Origin of the sequence: Haloferula sp. BvORR071 (genome assembly GCF_000739615.1) — a bacterium.
Lineage (GTDB): Bacteria > Verrucomicrobiota > Verrucomicrobiia > Verrucomicrobiales > Akkermansiaceae > Haloferula.
Genome location: NZ_BATP01000030.1, coordinates 310544 through 327796, shown reverse-complemented (window position 1 = coordinate 327796; position 17253 = coordinate 310544). Strand labels below are relative to the sequence as shown.

The 17253-nt window shown below is 62.7% G+C and carries 19 protein-coding genes; 10 read left to right on the top strand and 9 right to left on the bottom strand.

The window, feature by feature from the left end:
* From BV071_RS17750 to BV071_RS17740, 3 genes are all read right to left on the bottom strand, one after another.
* Window positions 1-1199: hypothetical protein (locus BV071_RS17750; protein WP_035609928.1), on the bottom strand; the 1199-nt coding region annotated here is incomplete at its 3' end.
* Between the two features lie 22 nt (window positions 1200-1221).
* Entirely contained in the window at window positions 1222-1896 is a 675-nt protein-coding gene (locus BV071_RS17745; RefSeq protein WP_035609926.1) for a hypothetical protein, read from the bottom strand.
* 158 nt (window positions 1897-2054) lie between these two features.
* Window positions 2055-2330 (bottom strand): HU family DNA-binding protein, encoded by a 276-nt coding sequence (locus BV071_RS17740; protein ID WP_035610103.1) that lies wholly within the window; start codon window positions 2328-2330, stop codon window positions 2055-2057.
* 159 nt (window positions 2331-2489) lie between these two features.
* Between BV071_RS17740 and BV071_RS17735 the strand changes: the two genes are divergently transcribed.
* From BV071_RS17735 to BV071_RS17695, 9 genes are all read left to right on the top strand, one after another.
* Entirely contained in the window at window positions 2490-3842 is a 1353-nt protein-coding gene (locus BV071_RS17735; RefSeq protein WP_265594561.1) for a YiiX/YebB-like N1pC/P60 family cysteine hydrolase, read from the top strand.
* 129 nt (window positions 3843-3971) lie between these two features.
* Window positions 3972-4868 (top strand): F0F1 ATP synthase subunit A, encoded by an 897-nt coding sequence (gene atpB, locus BV071_RS17730; protein ID WP_081886067.1) that lies wholly within the window; start codon window positions 3972-3974, stop codon window positions 4866-4868.
* Window positions 4869-4949: 81 nt separating this feature from the next.
* Window positions 4950-5144 carry an ATPase gene (locus tag BV071_RS17725; protein ID WP_035609919.1) on the top strand — a complete coding sequence of 65 codons (195 nt, stop codon included), beginning with the start codon at window positions 4950-4952 and terminating at the stop codon, window positions 5142-5144.
* Between the two features lie 72 nt (window positions 5145-5216).
* Window positions 5217-5798, top strand: a complete 582-nt coding sequence (locus BV071_RS17720) for an ATP synthase F0 subunit B (RefSeq protein ID WP_265594560.1) — start codon at window positions 5217-5219, stop codon at window positions 5796-5798.
* A gap of 38 nt (window positions 5799-5836) precedes the next feature.
* On the top strand, window positions 5837-6229 hold the full coding sequence (locus BV071_RS17715; RefSeq protein WP_035609917.1) for a F0F1 ATP synthase subunit delta: 393 nt from the start codon (window positions 5837-5839) through the stop codon (window positions 6227-6229).
* 58 nt (window positions 6230-6287) lie between these two features.
* The gene (gene atpA / locus BV071_RS17710) at window positions 6288-7829 is read left to right on the top strand and encodes a F0F1 ATP synthase subunit alpha (RefSeq protein ID WP_035609914.1); all 1542 of its coding nucleotides are present in this window, start codon (window positions 6288-6290) and stop codon (window positions 7827-7829) included.
* Window positions 7830-7892: 63 nt separating this feature from the next.
* Window positions 7893-8792 (top strand): ATP synthase F1 subunit gamma, encoded by a 900-nt coding sequence (atpG, locus tag BV071_RS17705; protein WP_035609911.1) that lies wholly within the window; start codon window positions 7893-7895, stop codon window positions 8790-8792.
* Between the two features lie 109 nt (window positions 8793-8901).
* Window positions 8902-10365 (top strand): F0F1 ATP synthase subunit beta, encoded by a 1464-nt coding sequence (gene atpD / locus BV071_RS17700; RefSeq protein WP_035609908.1) that lies wholly within the window; start codon window positions 8902-8904, stop codon window positions 10363-10365.
* A gap of 62 nt (window positions 10366-10427) precedes the next feature.
* Window positions 10428-10841, top strand: coding sequence for a F0F1 ATP synthase subunit epsilon (locus BV071_RS17695; RefSeq protein ID WP_035609905.1), 414 nt, complete (start codon window positions 10428-10430; stop codon window positions 10839-10841).
* Between the two features lie 78 nt (window positions 10842-10919).
* On the opposite strand, the gene BV071_RS17690 is transcribed toward BV071_RS17695, so the two are convergent.
* The 6 genes from BV071_RS17690 to rph all read right to left on the bottom strand — a co-directional run bounded on the left by BV071_RS17690 (window position 10920) and on the right by rph (window position 15714).
* Window positions 10920-11246 (bottom strand): hypothetical protein, encoded by a 327-nt coding sequence (locus BV071_RS17690; RefSeq protein ID WP_035609902.1) that lies wholly within the window; start codon window positions 11244-11246, stop codon window positions 10920-10922.
* 245 nt (window positions 11247-11491) lie between these two features.
* Window positions 11492-12217: a prepilin-type N-terminal cleavage/methylation domain-containing protein gene (locus BV071_RS33185; protein WP_052573500.1), complete on the bottom strand. Its 726-nt coding sequence runs from the start codon at window positions 12215-12217 to the stop codon at window positions 11492-11494.
* Between the two features lie 201 nt (window positions 12218-12418).
* Window positions 12419-13147: a hypothetical protein gene (locus tag BV071_RS17680; RefSeq protein ID WP_035609899.1), complete on the bottom strand. Its 729-nt coding sequence runs from the start codon at window positions 13145-13147 to the stop codon at window positions 12419-12421.
* 174 nt (window positions 13148-13321) lie between these two features.
* Window positions 13322-14059, bottom strand: coding sequence for a hypothetical protein (locus tag BV071_RS17675; protein ID WP_265594559.1), 738 nt, complete (start codon window positions 14057-14059; stop codon window positions 13322-13324).
* Between the two features lie 85 nt (window positions 14060-14144).
* Complete coding sequence (locus tag BV071_RS17670) at window positions 14145-14906, bottom strand: type II secretion system protein GspG (protein ID WP_035609895.1); 762 nt, start codon at window positions 14904-14906, stop codon at window positions 14145-14147.
* Between the two features lie 22 nt (window positions 14907-14928).
* The gene (gene rph, locus BV071_RS17665; protein ID WP_035609892.1) at window positions 14929-15714 is read right to left on the bottom strand and encodes a ribonuclease PH; all 786 of its coding nucleotides are present in this window, start codon (window positions 15712-15714) and stop codon (window positions 14929-14931) included.
* Between the two features lie 213 nt (window positions 15715-15927).
* Here rph and lpxK point away from each other — a divergent pair, with 213 nt between their 5' ends.
* Complete coding sequence (gene lpxK, locus BV071_RS17660) at window positions 15928-17139, top strand: tetraacyldisaccharide 4'-kinase (protein ID WP_035609890.1); 1212 nt, start codon at window positions 15928-15930, stop codon at window positions 17137-17139.
* Window positions 17140-17253: the final 114 nt, after the last annotated feature.

Here is a 17253-nt window from a genome sequence, read left to right as displayed (position 1 = left end):
TTCATGCCGGTCGCCACATCGAGATCGGCGGGGAACTCGAGCTTGCCAGCCACTGGCCACTCCGGAAGCAGATCGATGCGATAGCGGCCGTCCGGAGCGGGAACGCTGGCGACCTTCTGGATCACCGCGGTGAGGGCCACGTCTTCGCGACCACTGGCGGTCACGCTGCCCTTCATCGAGGAGCGGAGGCTGCGCGCCATGGCTTCATCCACATGCGCCACCAAGCCGAGATTGGATTCCTTTGGCACCAGCGAGGCGAAAGGCCGGATGAAGGGCACCTTGCCGCCTTTGATCAGCATCTTGGCGATCTCGCCCAGGCTCCAGCGGCCTTCGTCCAGGGATCCGTAGTAGAAGACACCGTCGGCATCGGCCTTGAGCTCGAACAAGGCGGAGTCCTTCTCAAGATCGGCCAGATCCTTCTTCTCGCGCGCCGCCGCGATGCGGGCGGCTTCGAGATCGAGGCGGGCGGTTTCCAGACCGCGTGGCAGATTCTTCTCCGATTTCTCCAGATCAATCGCGGTGGACTTGGCGTTCGAGGTGAGCGTCTCCAACTGGCGCGGCAACTGCACTTCCAGGATCCGCTTGGTCGTGAGGCCGGCCGTCTTGAAAGAGAGCTCGGCAGACTTCACCGCGTACTCCTGGCGCTTGAGAATGATCTCCTCGGTTTGTTCAGTGAGGTCGTCCGCCTCGTACATCATCTTGAGCTGCTTGAGCTCTTCCTGCGCGGCTTCGAGGCGGTGCTTCGAGCTCTCGAGATCATCGGCCGCTTCCTCCTCCTGCGACTTGCGGCTGGTCTTGGTGAAGTACTCGAGTTCTTCAGAAGCCACCCGTTGGGCGCGACGCGCAGCCTCAAGCCGCAGCGTGGTCTCCTCGCTGAATTTCAAGAAAGCAAGCTCTTGGCTGGCCAGCGTGAGCGCGCGGCTTTCCACCGCGCGCTTGAGGTCCTCCAGCTTGCGGTCGTAGCTCTCGCGGTCGAATTTCACCAGCAGGTCACCCTTCTTCACGGGACTGCCGTGCGGGATGATTTGCTCGATGGTGAAGTCGCCCCAGCTTTGCGGGTCGATCGCGATCAAGCCGGGCTTGGCCGGCAGGATCATGGCCTGGAAGCCACGATCGATCGTGAAGGGCTTGGATTCCACCGTGATTTCAGCGGCGGGTGCAGCCGCGATGCCGGCCGCGAGGAGGATGAGATGCTTCATGATGGATGGGATACTAGCGTTATCACTCTCCGGATTTGCCTTTCCGGGCAAGCCAAAGGAAATGCCGGCGCGGACGGCGGGCATTCGGGCTGGCGTCGATCTCATGGCGCACGACCTCGAAGCCGGCGCGGGCGAGCTTGCGCTCGATCAGGGGAACGGGCCGCGATGAAGCGATTCCTAGCAGACCGCCCGGCTGCAGTGCGCCATGAACTGAGGCGAGCCAGCGGCGGTCTTCGAACATCGGTTTGCCAGACGCCAGCGGTGCGGTGTCCGTATGGATCAAGACCGCGTGCAGGGCTTGATCGTACTCATGGAAGGCGGTGGCGTCTGAAGTGGGTACGACGATCACGCGCTGGTCCGAATTGGCCGGGCTGTCTGGCAGGAAGCTGCGATGCCACTCGCGGATAATGGGCCAAGCTTCGCCGATCAGGAAGGTCGCGCGCTTCTGGGGCAGCGTTTCCATCACTCCCGCGAGAACCTCACCGAGGCCCATGCCGGTGATCCAGATCATCGGCTGGCGGACCGGCTTGAAGGGCGCGGCGGCGATGCGGCCGAGCTCGCGCTCGCTCGCGCGCGTCTGCGGCCCGGCCAGTTGCACGCTGTCGAGCTGCAGGTATTTGCGGCCGTCGTGCTCGTGCAGGCCGAGCACGGAGCCGTCCGCTAGAGTGGTTTCCGCCAGGGTGAGTCGGGGCTTCATGGCTTGGTGGAGCTTGTGTTGGAGTGCGGTGATAGCGCCGCGCCGCGCTGCTTGTCAGTTGAAAAACAACGACCCCGGCGGAGTGCCGGGGTCGTCAGTTTTGGGTTTTTCGATCCTCGGATGCCTTGTTTCCCGGGGGAAATCGGCACCCCCGTGAATCAAAGACCTGCCTTCAGCGTGGACGATGCCTTGAAGCCGACGGACTTGGAGGCCGCGATCTTCATCGCTTCGCCAGTCTTCGGGTTGCGACCCTGACGGGCGGCGCGCTTCTTCACTTCGAAAGTGCCGAAGCCGATGATCTGGACCTTCTTGTCCTTCTTCACGCCCTTTTCGATGGAGGTGAGGACGGCAGCAAGGGCGTCCTCGGCAGCACGCTTGGTGGCGTCCTTGCCGAGTGCTTTCTGAATGGCATCAACGAGTTCAGCTTTGTTCATGGCGACGACGTAATTGCGGCGCAGGTCCATATTTGGCAAGCTAAAATAGAAGTGCGCAATCCGGCCCGGGCCCTAGAGACAGGCCCGTTGGCGGGCACTTGCAGGGGGTCTGACAAGGCGATACGAGGGTCATCGTAAATGTCCCCCAACAGCGCCCCGATGAACGATTCCACCGCCGCCGATCCCGGGCTCAAGCATGCCATCCGCGTGCTTGCGGGCGCCGCCCCTGTCGCGGAACCCGGCTTCCCCGCCGCCCTGTTAGAAGCGGCCGAGGCACGCGGCTATCTCGCGGCGGACGAGGACGAGGAGATCAAGGTACGATACGCGCAGTACTTGAGCGTGCGTGCCGCACTGCTGCAGGTGATGGGGGCGATGGAGCCGGCGAGCGGCCGCGATGCCCGCGCGTGGCAGGAGCATCTGGCCCGCTTCGCGGCGGCCTTCGGCGCCGCCTGCCTGCTGGCCCGCGGCTCGCTGGCCCTTGTGGCGCAAGGGGAAACCTGCCGTCCCCTGCGCAAGAAGCTGGATGAGCCGGACCAGTTGCGGGGCATCCCGCGCAAGACTTTTACCGGGATTTACCGGGCATCCACCGATACTTTCCGGCTTGGCCGCTTCGTCGCCTCGGTGGAATTTTACTACGAGAACCGTAGTAGAATCGCCGCTCTGGCGCAGGATCCCGCGCTGGACGGCCTGCCGGCCCTGCTGGCGGAGCAAGAGCCGTGGCTTGCGGACTTCCAGGCGGGGATGCTGCGGCGGCGCCTGAACTACCGCTGGTTTTCCTTCAAACGCCGCAATCACTCGGCCTGGAAACAGTCCATCTTCGGCTTCTTCGAATGGTCGGGCCGCTCGATCTCCGAACTGTGCCTGCCCGGGGTGAAAGCGGCCGGCGCGCCGAAGCGCGTCAGCGCCGCCCTGCGCGAGCAGATTCTCGGCATCGTCCGGCCGGGGGATATTTTCGTGACCCGTCACGATGATGCGGTGACCAACCTGTTCCTGCCCGGCCACTGGCCGCACGCGGCGCTTTACCTCGGCAGCGCGGAGCAGCGCGCGGCCGCCGGGGCGACCTTGCCGCCGCCGCTCGAGCGCCGGCTCGCGGATCCGATCCGCTTCCTGGAAGCGAAGAAGGATGGCGTCCTGCTGCGCCCGGCGGACGATACCCTGGCGGTGGACTCCTTCGTGGTCCTGCGGCCGCCGCTGGAGTCCGCGCTACTGGCCACCGCCCTGACCCGCGCCCTCGACCATGAGGGCAAGTCCTTCGACTTCGCCTTCGATTTCCGGAAGGCGGACCGTCTCGCCTGCACCGCGCTGGTCTACCGGACCTATCATGCCTGCGGTCCCCTCACCTTCTCCTTGGTCGAAGTTTCGGCCCGCCCCTGCCTGCCAGCGGAAGAACTTATCTCGCAGGCGCTGGCGCAGGATTTTCAAGTCGTCGCGGCGTGCGGGATAGGAAATGACACAATCGTTACGGGAACCCAGGCGGAACTCGCTTTGCACGCCAGTCGGAGTGCTCTCTGAGAAAAAGTTCAAGGTATTGGTTTCTAGGACTTTGTGACGCTTGTGAAATTTTTCACAAATAGGTCTTGCGCCGTTACAAAACCCTTTGATACAGCCCCCGCGCGCTTTCGGCCCAAGGCGCCTTCTGGCATGAACCGTCGTTCCATCTCTACCACTCTCTTCGCGTGGCTTTGCTGCATGATTCCCGCTATGGCTGCGGAAGGCGGGCACCATGCCCTGCCGCTGAATGCGCAGAAGCTGAGTGAGAGCACGATCCTTACCAACTCGATGGTGATGGTCTGGATTGCCGTGGCGATCATCGTGTTCTTCTGCCAAGCCGCCACCAAGAAGATGGCGCTGATCCCGCAGGGCTTCCAGAACTTCGCCGAGTGGGCAATCGAGTCGCTCTACGACTTCCTCGCCGGCCTGATGGGCAAGCACCTGACCCAGCGCACCTTCTGGTTCTTTGGCACGGTCTTCTTCTTCATCCTGATCAACAACTACCTCGGCCTGATCCCGGGCGTCGGCACCATCGGTTGGCACACCACGGTGATCCAGGACGGCCACAGCCACGAGGGCTTCCTGCCGCTGATGCGCGGTGCCAATGCGGACATCAACATGACCGCCGCGATGGCCGCCACCTTCGGCCTGTTCTGGTTCTACTGGGCGCTGACCGAGAATAGCTTGAAGGCCTTCCTCGCGCACATCTTCGCGCCGAAGGGCAAGTTCGCCGGCTTCATGGCAGTCGCGATGATTCCGATTTTCCTCTTTGTGGGCGTGCTGGAAGTGATCTCGATCATGATCCGCCCGGTGGCTCTCACCTTCCGTCTCTTCGGCAACATCTACGGTGGCGAGCAGACCATGGAAGCGCTGATGGGCTTGGTGCCCAAGTCGCTGGCCTTCCTGCCGGCGCTGCCCTTCTACTTCATGGAGCTGCTGGTCGGCTTCGTGCAGGCGCTCGTCTTCACCCTTCTCTGCGCGATTTTCCTCAAGCTCATCTGCGACCATGGCGACGAACACGGCCACGGCGAAGAAGGGCACCACTAAGAGTCAAAAACACTTTCAGCGGTTTGACCATGGCTTGACCGTGGGAGCCGCCGGGAAACACAACCAAACGTAAACTGAACCATGTTCACTAAAGCATTCGCAGTAGGCCTGGCCGCTCTCGGCGGTGGTTTCGGCATCGGTATCCTCGGCTCCAAGGCCGCGGAAGCCACCGGCCGTAACCCAGGCGCAGCCACCCCGATCCTCGTGATCTCGATCATCTTGGCCGCGCTTATCGAAGGTATCTTCATTCTGTCGGCCTTCGCTGTGCCGTTCTAAAGATCCTTGCCGCACGCGTCGTCCGCGGCGCGTGCGGCACCCTTTGCTTTTCTCCGCTTTCCCTTTCCTGCCATGATGATGACCCTTCTCGCCGACACCGCCGCACACGCTGCCGAAGCTGCAGCCCATGTGGGTGAAAAACCGGGCATTATGACGACCATCAAGGAGACCTTCGGCCTCCAGTGGCCGTTCTTCATCGCGCAGGTTATCAACTTCTTCCTGGTTGTCTTCATCCTGAAGAAGTTCGCCTTCGGCCCGGTCCAGCAGATCCTCGAGCAACGCCGCAACCGCATCGCCGAGGGCGAAGCCAAGCTGGCCAAGATCGAGAAGCAGCTTGCTGACTCCGAAGTCGCCACCGCCGCGGCGATCGCCAAGGCAAACGAAGACGCTGCCCGCCTGATCGGCGAGGCCAAGACCAGCGCCGCCGCGCTTTCCGAGCAGAAGGCCCAAGAGGCCATCTCCAGCGCCCAGCAGATCCTCGCCAAGGCCGAAGCCGCCGCTCAAGCCGAGCGCGCCGCGATCAAGGCCGAGCTCAAGCAGGAATTCGGCCGCCTCGTCGCCGCCACCACCGCTCAGGTCACTGGCAAGGTCCTCACCTCCGACGACCAAACCCGCATCAATCAAGAGGCCCTCGCCTCGGTTGAGCGCAACTGATCGATCTTCACTCTCCCGCTTCAGTCCTTCGCCTCGTCATGAAAATCTCGAAAACCGCGAACGTCACCGCCCGCCGCATTTTCCGGCTTTGCCAGACTGACGGTCGTCTTGACGAGGCCAAGCTGGGCAACGCTGTGCGCCAGCTTGCCGAGAAGAAGCCGCGCGACTTCCGCGGCGTGCTCTTTGGCATCAAGCGCCTCGTCCGCCTCGAAATGGAGCGCCGCCGCGTGACTGTGGAGAGCGCCTCCGAGCTCGACCAAGTCTCCCGCGACCGCATCGTCGGTGGCATCGCCGTGAAATACGGCACCGGCCTTTCCTTTGAATTCCTCACGAATCCCGAGCTGCTGGGCGGCTTGAAGATCCGTGTCGGCAATGACGTCTTCGACGGTTCCGTGAAGGGCCGCTTGGACCGCCTCGCCAATGCTTTCTGACTACGGCATCTCCGCCATTTGCTGAACACTTAACACTGAATACCAGCCAACTCTTCCCATGAGCAGCATCCTGCAGGAACTCGAAAAGGAGATCGCCAATGTCACGGCCTCCGTCGCGAAGACCAACGTCGGCGTGGTCCGCGAAGTCGGTGACGGCGTCGCCAAGGTCGAAGGCCTTTCGGACGTCGCGCTGAACGAGATGATTTCATTCCCCGGCGGCGTGACCGGTCTGGCGATGAACCTTGAAGAAGGTGAAGTCGGCGTCGTGCTGCTCGGCAGCTACGACAAGGTCGTCGCCGGCATGGAATGCGAGACCACCGGCAAGCTGCTTTCCGTGCCCGTCGGCCGCAAGGTCTTCGGCCGCGTGGTGAACGCTCTCGGCCAAGCCATCGACGGCAAGGGCGAGATCGAAGCCGCCGCGCAGTATCCGATGGAGAAAATCGCGCCGGGCATCATCAAGCGCAAGTCGGTGTCTGTGCCAGTGCAGACCGGCATCATGTCGATCGACGCGATGATCCCCGTGGGCCGTGGCCAGCGCGAGCTGATCATCGGTGACCGCGCGACCGGCAAGACCACCATCGCGGTGGACACCATCATCTCGCAGGCCAAGCAGAACAAGGCTGCCGAGCAGGGCAAGCTGCAGAACCACAAGCCGCTTTACTGCATCTACGTCGCGATCGGCCAGAAGCTCTCGAACGTGGCTCGTATCCAGAAGACGCTCGAAGATGCGGGCGCGATGGAATACACCACCATCGTTTCGGCCACCGCTTCGGATGCCGCCGCGATGCAGTACCTCGCTCCTTACGCCGGCTGCGCCATCGCCGAATACATGATGGACCAGGGTCAGGACTGCCTGATCGTGTTCGATGACCTTTCCAAGCACGCCGTGGCTTACCGCCAGGTGGCCCTGATCCTGAAGCGCCCCTCCGGTCGCGAAGCGTATCCGGGTGACGTGTTCTACCTCCACTCCCGCTTGCTTGAGCGCTCCGCTCGTCTGACCGATGCCGCCGGTGGCGGCTCGCTGACCGCGCTGCCGATCATCGAGACCCAGGCCGGTGACGTGTCCGCTTACATCCCGACCAACGTGATCTCGATCACGGACGGCCAGATCTACCTGGAAACCGACCTCTTCTACCAAGGCATCCGCCCCGCCATCTCGGTGGGTCTCTCGGTGTCGCGCGTGGGTTCCGCCGCCCAGACCAAGACCATCAAGTCCGTGGCCGGCACCACCAAGCTTGACCTCGCACAGTTCCGCGAGCTGCAGGCCTTCGCCCAGTTCGGTTCGGACCTGGATGCCTCCACCAAGAAGAAGCTCGAGCGCGGTGCCCGCATCGTGGAGCTCTTCAAGCAGAACCAGTACTCCCCGCTCTCGATGGAGATGGAGTCGGTGTTCCTGTTCGCGATGCAGAACGGCTACTTCGATGACGTGAAGGTCACCGACGTGAAGCGCTGCCAGACCGCGATGGGCGAATACTTCGAGACCCGCAAGACCGAGCTGCTCGACAAGATCCGCAACGAGAAGCCGGACCTCAAGAAGGACGCCGCTTCCGTCGAGGCCGTCAAGGGCGCCCTGAACGATTTCAAGGCTTCCTGGAAGTAATCGATCGCTTCGTTTCCTCTGTCCTGCCTGCTTTCCGCTCCCTGCTCCTAGCTCTCTTCTGATATGGCCAACCTTCGCGACATCCGCCGGCGCATCAAGTCGGTCAAGAACACCGCCCAGATTACCCGGGCGATGCAGCTTGTCGCTGCCGCCAAGATGAAGAAGGCGCAGGACCAGGCGCTGGCCGGCCGCGACTACGCGGACCTGCTCAACCAGGTCCTCGTCAACCTCAAGGAAAACGTCGGCGAGGAAGCCCACCCGCTGCTCGAGCAGAAGGAAGGCGGCAAGGAGTTGCTGCTGGTGATCTCGACCGACAAGGGTCTCTGCGGTGGTCTCAATACCAACCTCGGCAAGAAGATCCGCGCCGAGGTCTCGAAGGAGACCGCCATGGTCACCGTCGGCCGCAAGCTGCGCAATCAGTTCGCCAAGGCCGGCCGTGAGCTGGTGGCGGACTTCGAGGTGCGCGATCCGGTGCCCTTCTCGGAGGCCCGCCCGATCGCCAAGTTCCTGACCAAGGCCTTCCTCGAAGGCGGCTACTCGAAGGTCAGCGTCGCCTTCTCGAACTTCGTGAACGTGATGCGCCAGGAGCCGACGATCGTCCAGCTCCTGCCGATCTCGACCGCCGCGCTCGGCGAGAAGCAATCCTACGAGGGCATGGGCAAGGAAGTGGCGGTCAAGGAGACCGATCACGCCGCTGCGCTCTCCAAGGACTACATCTTCGAGCCCAGCAGCGGAGACGTGCTCGAAACCCTGCTGCCGCTCTACATCAACTTCCAGATCTACCAGATGCTGGTCGAGAGCCGCGCCTCCGAGCACTCCGCGCGGATGGTCGCCATGAAGGGCGCCACCGACAACGCGAAGAAGTTCATCAAGGAACTGACGCTCGAATACAACAAGCTCCGCCAGGCCGCGATCACCGCGGAACTGCTCGAAATCACCACGGCCATGCGCGCCATGGAATGACCTAGAAGCCGCAGCCAGCCTTTTCCGTCCCATCTCAAGAACACCGATCACTGCTCACTGATCACTCGGCACACTGCCTTTTGGTTACAGCAATCCCACCGCTCCTGCCATGTCCAACCAAGGTACCATCGTCCAGGTCATCGGCGCCGTCGTTGACGCCGATTTCTCGAAAGCCACCGCGCTTCCGGGCATCTACAACGCGCTCGAAGTTTCCTATAACCTGAACGGCGTCGACACCAAGCTGGTGCTCGAAGTGCAGCAGCACCTTGGCGACGGCTGGGTGCGCGCGGTTGCCATGTCCGCTTCGGACGGCCTCAAGCGCGGCATGGCCCTGACCGATACCGGCAAGGCCATCGCAGTGCCAGTCGGCAAGCAGGTGCTCGGCCGTATCTTCAACGTGACCGGTGACCTGGTGGACGAAAACGTGCCGCTCGCGAATCCGGAACAGCGTTCCCCGATTCACCGCGCTGCTCCTTCCCTGACCGAGCAATCCGCGACCACGGAAATCCTTCCCACCGGTATCAAGGTGATCGACCTGATCTGCCCGCTGCTCAAGGGCGGCAAGGGCGGGATGTTCGGTGGTGCCGGCGTCGGCAAGACCGTCGTCATCATGGAGCTCATCAACAACATCGCGAAGGCGCACGGTGGTTTCTCCGTGTTCGCCGGCGTGGGTGAGCGCACCCGTGAGGGCAATGACCTCTACTGGGAAATGATCGAGTCCGGCGTTATCGCCACCGAGCGGGACGAGAAGGATCACGTGAAGCTCGACGACAAGGGCAACCCGATCCTCAAGGAAGGTTCCAAGGTCGCCCTTTGCTACGGCCAGATGAACGAGCCTCCAGGTGCCCGTCTCCGCGTCGCGCTGTCCGCGCTGACCATGGCCGAGCACTTCCGCGACGAGGCCAACCAGGACGTGCTGCTCTTCGTCGACAACATCTTCCGTTTCTCCCAGGCCGGTTCCGAGGTGTCCGCCCTTCTGGGCCGCACCCCGTCCGCCGTGGGTTACCAGCCGACCCTCTCCGAGGAAATGGCCGGTCTCCAAGAGCGCATCACCTCCACCAACAAGGGCTCGATCACCTCGATCCAAGCGGTGTACGTGCCGGCGGACGACCTTACCGACCCTGCTCCCGCAAACACCTTCGCTCACCTTGACGCAACCGTGGTGCTTGAGCGTGGCCTTGCCGAGCAAGCGCTCTTCCCGGCCGTGGACCCGCTGGCCTCGACCTCCAAGGCGCTCGCGCCGGAAGTCGTCGGCGAGGAACACTACCGCGTCGCCCGTGGCGTGCAGCAGGTGCTCCAGCGCTACAAGGACCTGCAGGACATCATCGCGATTCTCGGCATGGACGAACTGTCCGACGAGGACAAGATGACCGTGTTCCGCGCCCGCAAGATCCAGCGCTTCCTGACCCAGCCCTTCCACGTTGCTGAAATCTTCACCAACGTCCCGGGTGCCCTCTGCTCGATCGAAGACACCGTCCGTGGCTTCGCCGAGATCCTCGACGGCAAGTGGGACGATGTGCCGGAAGGCAACTTCTACATGAAGGCCGGCATCGACAGCGTTTCCCGCGAATAAGTGACCCCGAGGTGATCAGTGCCTTTCCACTGATCACCGATCACTGATCACTGATCACTACCATGGCTCTCCACCTCGAAATCGTCACCCCGGAGAAGAAGATCTTCTCCGACACCGTCGGCAACGTCTACCTGCCCGGGGCCGATGGCGAGCTTGGCATCCTCGATGGCCACGCTGCTCTGGTGACCGCGCTGAAGCCCGGTGAACTCCGCTACGAGAAGAACGGCCAGACCGTCCTCATGGCGATTGGCACCGGCTTCGCCGAAGTGACCGAGCACCGCGTGAACGTCCTGACCGACCTCGCCGCGGAAGCCGAACAGATCGACGAATCCAAGGTCGAAGAGGCCATGCAGCGCGCTGAACAACAGCTCGCGGGCATGAGCCACGACCACGACGCCGAAGAGGTGGCGCACCTCCAAGCGGTCATCGCCAAGTCGATGGCCCAGTTGCATCTCAAGCGGCGTCATCGGAACTGACCCCGTCAGCTCCCGGTTTATTTTGAGAAAGCCCGCCCGGTCATGCCGCGGCGGGCTTTTTGTTTCCCTCCTGACCGCTCAGGACTCGTCAGTCTTCGGCTCGCCCATCTCGATCTTCACCCGTTCGCGGAGCACGTGCTGGTACATCAGGCTGCCGCTGATCATTAGCACGCCCATCACCACATAGAGCCAGCGCAGGTTCATCCGGTCCAGATTGCCGATCCAGTGGTCCACCACGGTGATCATCGCCGATCCGGCCACAAAGATGATGACCGAGATCAGCCAAGCCCGGCTCATGTAGCGGTTGTGGTGGAGGTAGCTCACGTCCAGGCCGCCCATCCACACGAAGGCCGCGAGCAGGACAAGCAGGATGGCGCTGCGTCGCAGCGTGAAGGTCAGTTCCATGGGCCGTGACCTTTCCAGCCGATCCGGCAGGCGGCCTCAAGGCGAATTTGGAGTGCGGCGGCAAGGCGCCGCTTTGGCTTCGCCTCGATGACACTGCGGTCAACGGCCACGAATTGCCGTGATGGCGCCGTGAACCACTTCAAAGCCGCGCCCCGCAGCCGCACCGCATAGGCTCGGGCACAAAAAAACCGGGGAGCCCCTGAAGGCCCCCCGGTGGGAATCAATCTAGCGATCGTGTTGCTCGATCACACGCCACCACCACGCGGCTGCGGAGCGCGCAGGACGGGGTTCATGTCGGTGCCCCAGACGGTGCTGTCACCCACGTCGCCGAGGGTCTTGCCACCTTGGCCGGTGGAGACCTTCTTGTCGTTTTCGCGGATCTGCATCGGGGTCGCGCTGTTGTCGAGGCGCAGGATCACGGCCTTACCGGCATAGGGCTCCGGGTCGAAGGTCCAGTCAGGCTGGAACTTGTAGGACGGAGTCACGATCACCGGACGGTTCGGCTCACCGCTCGAGCTCTGGCCCTTGGTCTGGCTGGCCATGATGTAGCTGAAACCCACTTCACCGGCCTCAAGCGCCTTGGCTTGGGTGGAGAAGTCGTCCGTCGCGTTCTTCTTCGGCGACTGGGCGGTCTTGCACCAGAAGGGCTTCTCGGACTTGCCACCACCACCGGCCAGAAGCTGGCGGAAGTAGTCGTTCGAGAAGGTGCCGCCGAACTGGAGCTCAGTGCCGGTGGCTTCCTTCACGGAATCCGCGGTTTCGTTGTCAGGGAAGTTGCCGTACTCGCTGTCGAATTCGAACAACATCGTGCTGATCTGCTTGATGTTATTGAGTGCCTCCGTGCGGTCCGCAGCCTTGCGCTGCTTCAGGATCACGGGAGCGGAGAGGCCCGCGAGGGCCGCGATGATCACGATCACCACGAGCAGCTCCACCAAGGTGAAACCGTCGGGGCGACGATATTTGGCTTTCATGTTTTGGTTTTCTTTTACTGTTCTTATGAATGGGGCCACTAAGTGCCCCGTTTTGGTATAAATCCCCCGCCACCCGAGGGCGGAAGAGGATTGGTTCAAGCTACGGCCCGAGGGCCGCGGTGCAAGGAGAAAGAAGTCCAGTTGGATCAACGAGCAAGGCTGCCCGGAGGCGCCCGCTTCGTACGCTCTGGTCTGCCTCGTTCATTTGCTCTTTCCGATTGGTTGCGGGGCCTTTAGCACGGGATTCACACCGCTGCCCCAGACCGTATTATCACCGCTGTCGCCGAGGGTCTTCCCGGCGACCCCGGTGGAGACCTTCTTGTCGTTCTGGCGGATCTGCATCGGTGTGGCGCTGTTGTCCAAGCGCAGGACCACCGCCTTACCCGCGAAGGCGTCAGGATCAAAAGTCCAGTCCGCCCGGAACTGATCAGACGCAGCCACCACCACCGGGCGCAGCGGCTCATCGTTGGCACTCTGTCCCTTGCTGGGGCTGGCCATGATATAGCTGAAACCCACTTCACCGGCCTCAAGCGTCTTCGCTTGGCTACTGAAGTCGTCCTCGCGGTTCTTCTTCGGCGACTGTGCGGTCTTGCACCAGAAGGGCTTCTCGGACTTGCCACCCCCGCCGACCAGAAGCTGGCGGAAGTAGTCGTTCGAATACTGCCCGGTGAGGGTGAAGTCGGTCTTGTTTCTTTGCTTCACCTCCAGCGCCGTCTTGTCATCTGGCAAGCTCCCGTAGTCGGCATCGAACTCGAACAGCATTACGCTGATCTGCTTGATGTTGTTGAGGGCTTCCGTGCGGTCCGGAGCGCGGTGGCCAGGCCTGAACAACACGGGCGCGGCGATGACCGCTACGGCCAGGATCAGGAGGATCAAGACGGCCAGTTCCATCTTGGTGAAGCCGGGGTGACCCCGGGGATTCGTTTTCATGTTTTTGGTTCTCGTTATCGTCGTTTTTATGAATGGGGCACTAAGGCCCCGCTTAGGTATGAATCCCTCATCCTCAAGAGCTGAGGGATCAGTCCAAGCTAAGCACGACGAGAAAGAGATCTCGTGAAATCACCGTGAAAAGGCCGCGGCGAAGGCTAACTGGAACCCGTGCGTCTACTTGCTGCTTCGCGGTTGTGGAGCGCGTAGGACCGGTTTCACATCCGTACCCCACACGGTGTTGTCACCCGTGTCGCCGAGGGTCTTGCCGCCTTGGCCGGTGGAGACCTTCTTGTCGCTTTCGCGGATCTGCATCGGCGTGGCGCTGTTGTCCAGGCGCAGGATTATGGCCTTACCGGCATAGAGCTCCGGATCGAAGGTCCAGTCCGCCCGGAACAGGTAGGAGGGGCTCACCACCACCGGGCGGTTCGGCTCATCGCTGGAGCTCTGGCCCTTGGTCTGGCTGGCCATGATGTAGCTGAAGCCCACCTCGCCGGCCTCAAGAGCCTTGGTGGGCGTGCTGAAGTCGTCGGCGCTGTTCTTCTTCGGGGACTGGGCCGTCTTGCACCAGAAGGGCTTCTCGGACTTGCCACCGCCGCCGGCCAAGAGCTGGCGGAAATAGTCGTTCGAATACTGGCCGCTCAGAGGGGCGAGGTCCGTGCCGGTCTTGCGTTTCACCTCCACCGCCGTTTCGTCGTCGGGGAATCTCCCGTAATCTTTTTCAAAATCTAACAGCAGCGTGCTGGTCTGCTTGATGTTGTTGAGGGCTTCCGTGCGGTCCGTGGCCTTTCGGGACCTCAACAGCAGCGGCGCGCAAAGAAATGCGATCCCCAGAAACATCACGACGATGACCGCGATCATCAACCCCTTGTCGGCTGAAGTCGTGACGGGCGCTTGAGGTTTTTCGGGTTCCATGGGTTTACCCAACTTAGCCCGCCACGGCCAATAGATCCCGTGAAATCAATGTGAAAAGCCCGTGGCGAGAGCCGCGGGGTCCCACTCATTTACTTGCCGCTGCCCGCGGTTGTGGAGCGCGGAGGATGGGGTTCATGTCGCTGCCCCAGACCGTGCCATCTCCGACATCACCGAGGGTCTTGCCAGCGCTGCCGGCAGAAACCTTCTTGTCGCTCTCGCGGATCTGCATCGGCGTCGCGCTATTGTCCAAGCGCAGGACCACGGCCTTCCCGGCATAGGGCTCGGGGTCAAAGGTCCAGTCGGCCCGGAACTTATACGAGGGAGTCACCACGACCGGACGGCTGGGCTCATCGTTGGAGTTCTGCCCGCGGGTAGCACTGGCCATGATGTAACTGTAGCCCACCTCCCCGTCAGCCAGCGCCTTCTCACGAGTGGAAAAATCATCATCGGGCTTCCTCGGCGATTGCGCCGTCTTGCTCCAGAAGGGCTTTTCCGACTTGCCCCAAGAACAAGTGAGTATTTGCCGGAAGTAATCGTTCGAATACTCCCCGGTTAGAGTGAAGTCCGTACTGGTCTGGCGCTTCACCTCCAGTGCGGTTTCATCATCCGGGAACCTCCCATAGTCAGCCTCAAACTCGGCCAGCATCGCGCTGATCTGCTTGATGTTGCTCAGCGCTTCCGTGCGGTCCGCAGCCTTGCGCTGCTTTTTGAGCACAGGGCCGCCCAATGGGTACAGCGATCCGATGATTCCGACGACCACCACGAGGATGAACACCTTCTCACCCCGGCTCAGCGCGGGCTTATCACGATTCTCAGGCTCCTGCGAGCCTCCCAAGCTGCGATACACCCGACCCATAAACCGGACAATATCACCGCGAGAAGGCCGCGGCCAGCGCCGCCAGCGAATCCCCGCTTGGTCGGTCCGCTTCCAGGATCGCCTTCTTCTGCAGCGCGGTCAGCTCCGCCGCTCCCTTCTTGGCCAAATCTAACATCCCGGTCATCTCCGCACCGGTGAAGACCGCCTCTTCCCCGCTGCCCTGCACTTCGACGTATTCGCCGCTCTCGGTCATCACCACGTTGAAGTCCACCGCGGCGTCCTTGTCCTCCACGTAGTCCAGATCCAGCACCGGTGCGCCATTGACCACTCCGGCGGAGACCGCGGAGACCAGCTTGGTCAGCGGAAAGGCCTTCAGCTTGCCAGCCGCCATCAACTTGTTCAGCGCGATCGCCAGCGCCACGCAGCCGCCGGTGATGGAGGCCGTGCGCGTCCCGCCATCGGCTTGCAGCACATCGCAATCGATCCAGATCGTGCGCTGCCCGAGTTTTGTTAGATCCGTCACCGCCCGCAGCGCGCGGCCGATCAAGCGCTGGATCTCGGACGAGCGGCCATCGAGCTTGCCGCGGGTCACATCGCGCTGCTTCCGCTCCAGGGTCGAGTACGGCAGCATGCTGTATTCCGCCGTCAGCCAGCCGCCCTCCACCCGCTGCATCTTCATCCAGCGCGGCACATCCTCCTCGATCGTGGCCGCGCAGATCACCCGCGTCTCGCCGAAGGACACCAGCACGGATCCCGCCGCGTACGGCGCCACGTGCGGGATGAAGGAAATCGGGCGGAGCTGGTCGGGCTGGCGGCTATCGTGGCGGGCGGCGGACATCGGAGGACCAGTCAAAGGAAGACCCCGGCCAAAGGCAAGGCGTAGCGCCATCTACCGCCCACGGAGCGGAATGGCTGGGCGAATCGGCCCCAAGAATCCCACGCCGATTCACGGGAAGATCCCCCGCCCTTCGACCCTGGGCCCTAGTCCCTGATTCCCGGCTCCTTTTCCTGCTTGGATTGCCCGCCCTTCCGGGTTCCCCTGCCCTCGCGGATGAAGGAAACGCTGGCGGAACTGGAAAGCTGGGGCGCCGACGTGATTTTCGGCCGCGCGAAGGGCTTCCGCGCCAGCATGATGCGCCTGGCCATGAGCCTCCTCTCGGGGGTCTACCGCGGCGTCGTCCAAAACCGCCTGCGGATCTACCGCAAGCGCTGGCGCCAGCAGCACCATCTCGGCACCTTGGTCGTCTCCGTCGGGAACCTGACCGTCGGCGGCACCGGCAAGACCCCGGTGGTCGAGTTGCTGGCCAAGACCCTGCGCGACCGCGGCCGCCGCGTGGCAATCCTCAGCCGCGGCTACAAGAGCCGCCGCCTGAAGGAGCCCCAGAACTGGAAAAACCAGGATGGCTCGAAATTCCCCGCCGAGAAGATGCCCAAGCTGGTCTCCACCGGCCGGGCCCTCCTGCTCGACTCCAAGTATGCCGGCGACGAGCCCTTCATGCTCGCCAAGAACCTCGATGGCGTGGCCGTGGTGGTCGACAAGGACCGCGTGAAGGGCGGCCGCTTCGCCGTAGGCCAGCTCGGCGCCGATACCCTGGTGCTGGATGACGGCCTGCAATACCTCAGCCTTTCCCACGGCGTGGACATCGTGCTGGTGGACCGCAGCGCGCCCTTCGGCACCGGTGCCCTGCTGCCGCGCGGCACCCTTCGCGAGCCGCCGCGGAATCTCTGCCGCGCCAGCTACATCCTGCTGACGAAGTGCGATGGCACACCGAATGACGCCCTGATCGAAAGGCTGCGCAAATACAACCGCGTGGCCCCGATCATCGAGTGCCGCCACGGCCCGCGCTACCTGGAGGAGGTCTTCACCGGCGAGCGCCAACCGCTTGAGTTCCTGAAGGACAAGTGGACCGCCGCAATCAGCGGCATCGCCGTGCCGGAGGGCTTCGAGCGCAGCGTGGAAAAATTGGGCGCGCGCCTGGAGATCAAGCGCCACTTCCCCGATCACCACCGCTTCTCGCGCAAGGAGATCGATGCCTTCCTGGACCGCTGCATCCAGCGCGACATGGAGCTGATCATCACCACCGAGAAGGACGCCGTCCGCTTCCCGCGACCGAAGGGTGTCACCGTGCCGATCTATTTCCTCCGCATCGAGGTGGAGATCCTCAAGGGCCACGACGCTTGGGAGGACCTCATCACCCGCCTCTGCCACCCCTCAGCTCCCGGGGATCCCGTGCTGAGACACCGGGACGCCTACGCGGTGTGAAGCGGCCACTTGGGGTGATTGGAAAATTAGAAAGGTTTTGTAAGCGCCCGGCGGCGCTCTTGATTTACAGCGGCTTGCCTGCCGATCGCTGGCCCGAATGTCCTTGTTGGCCGG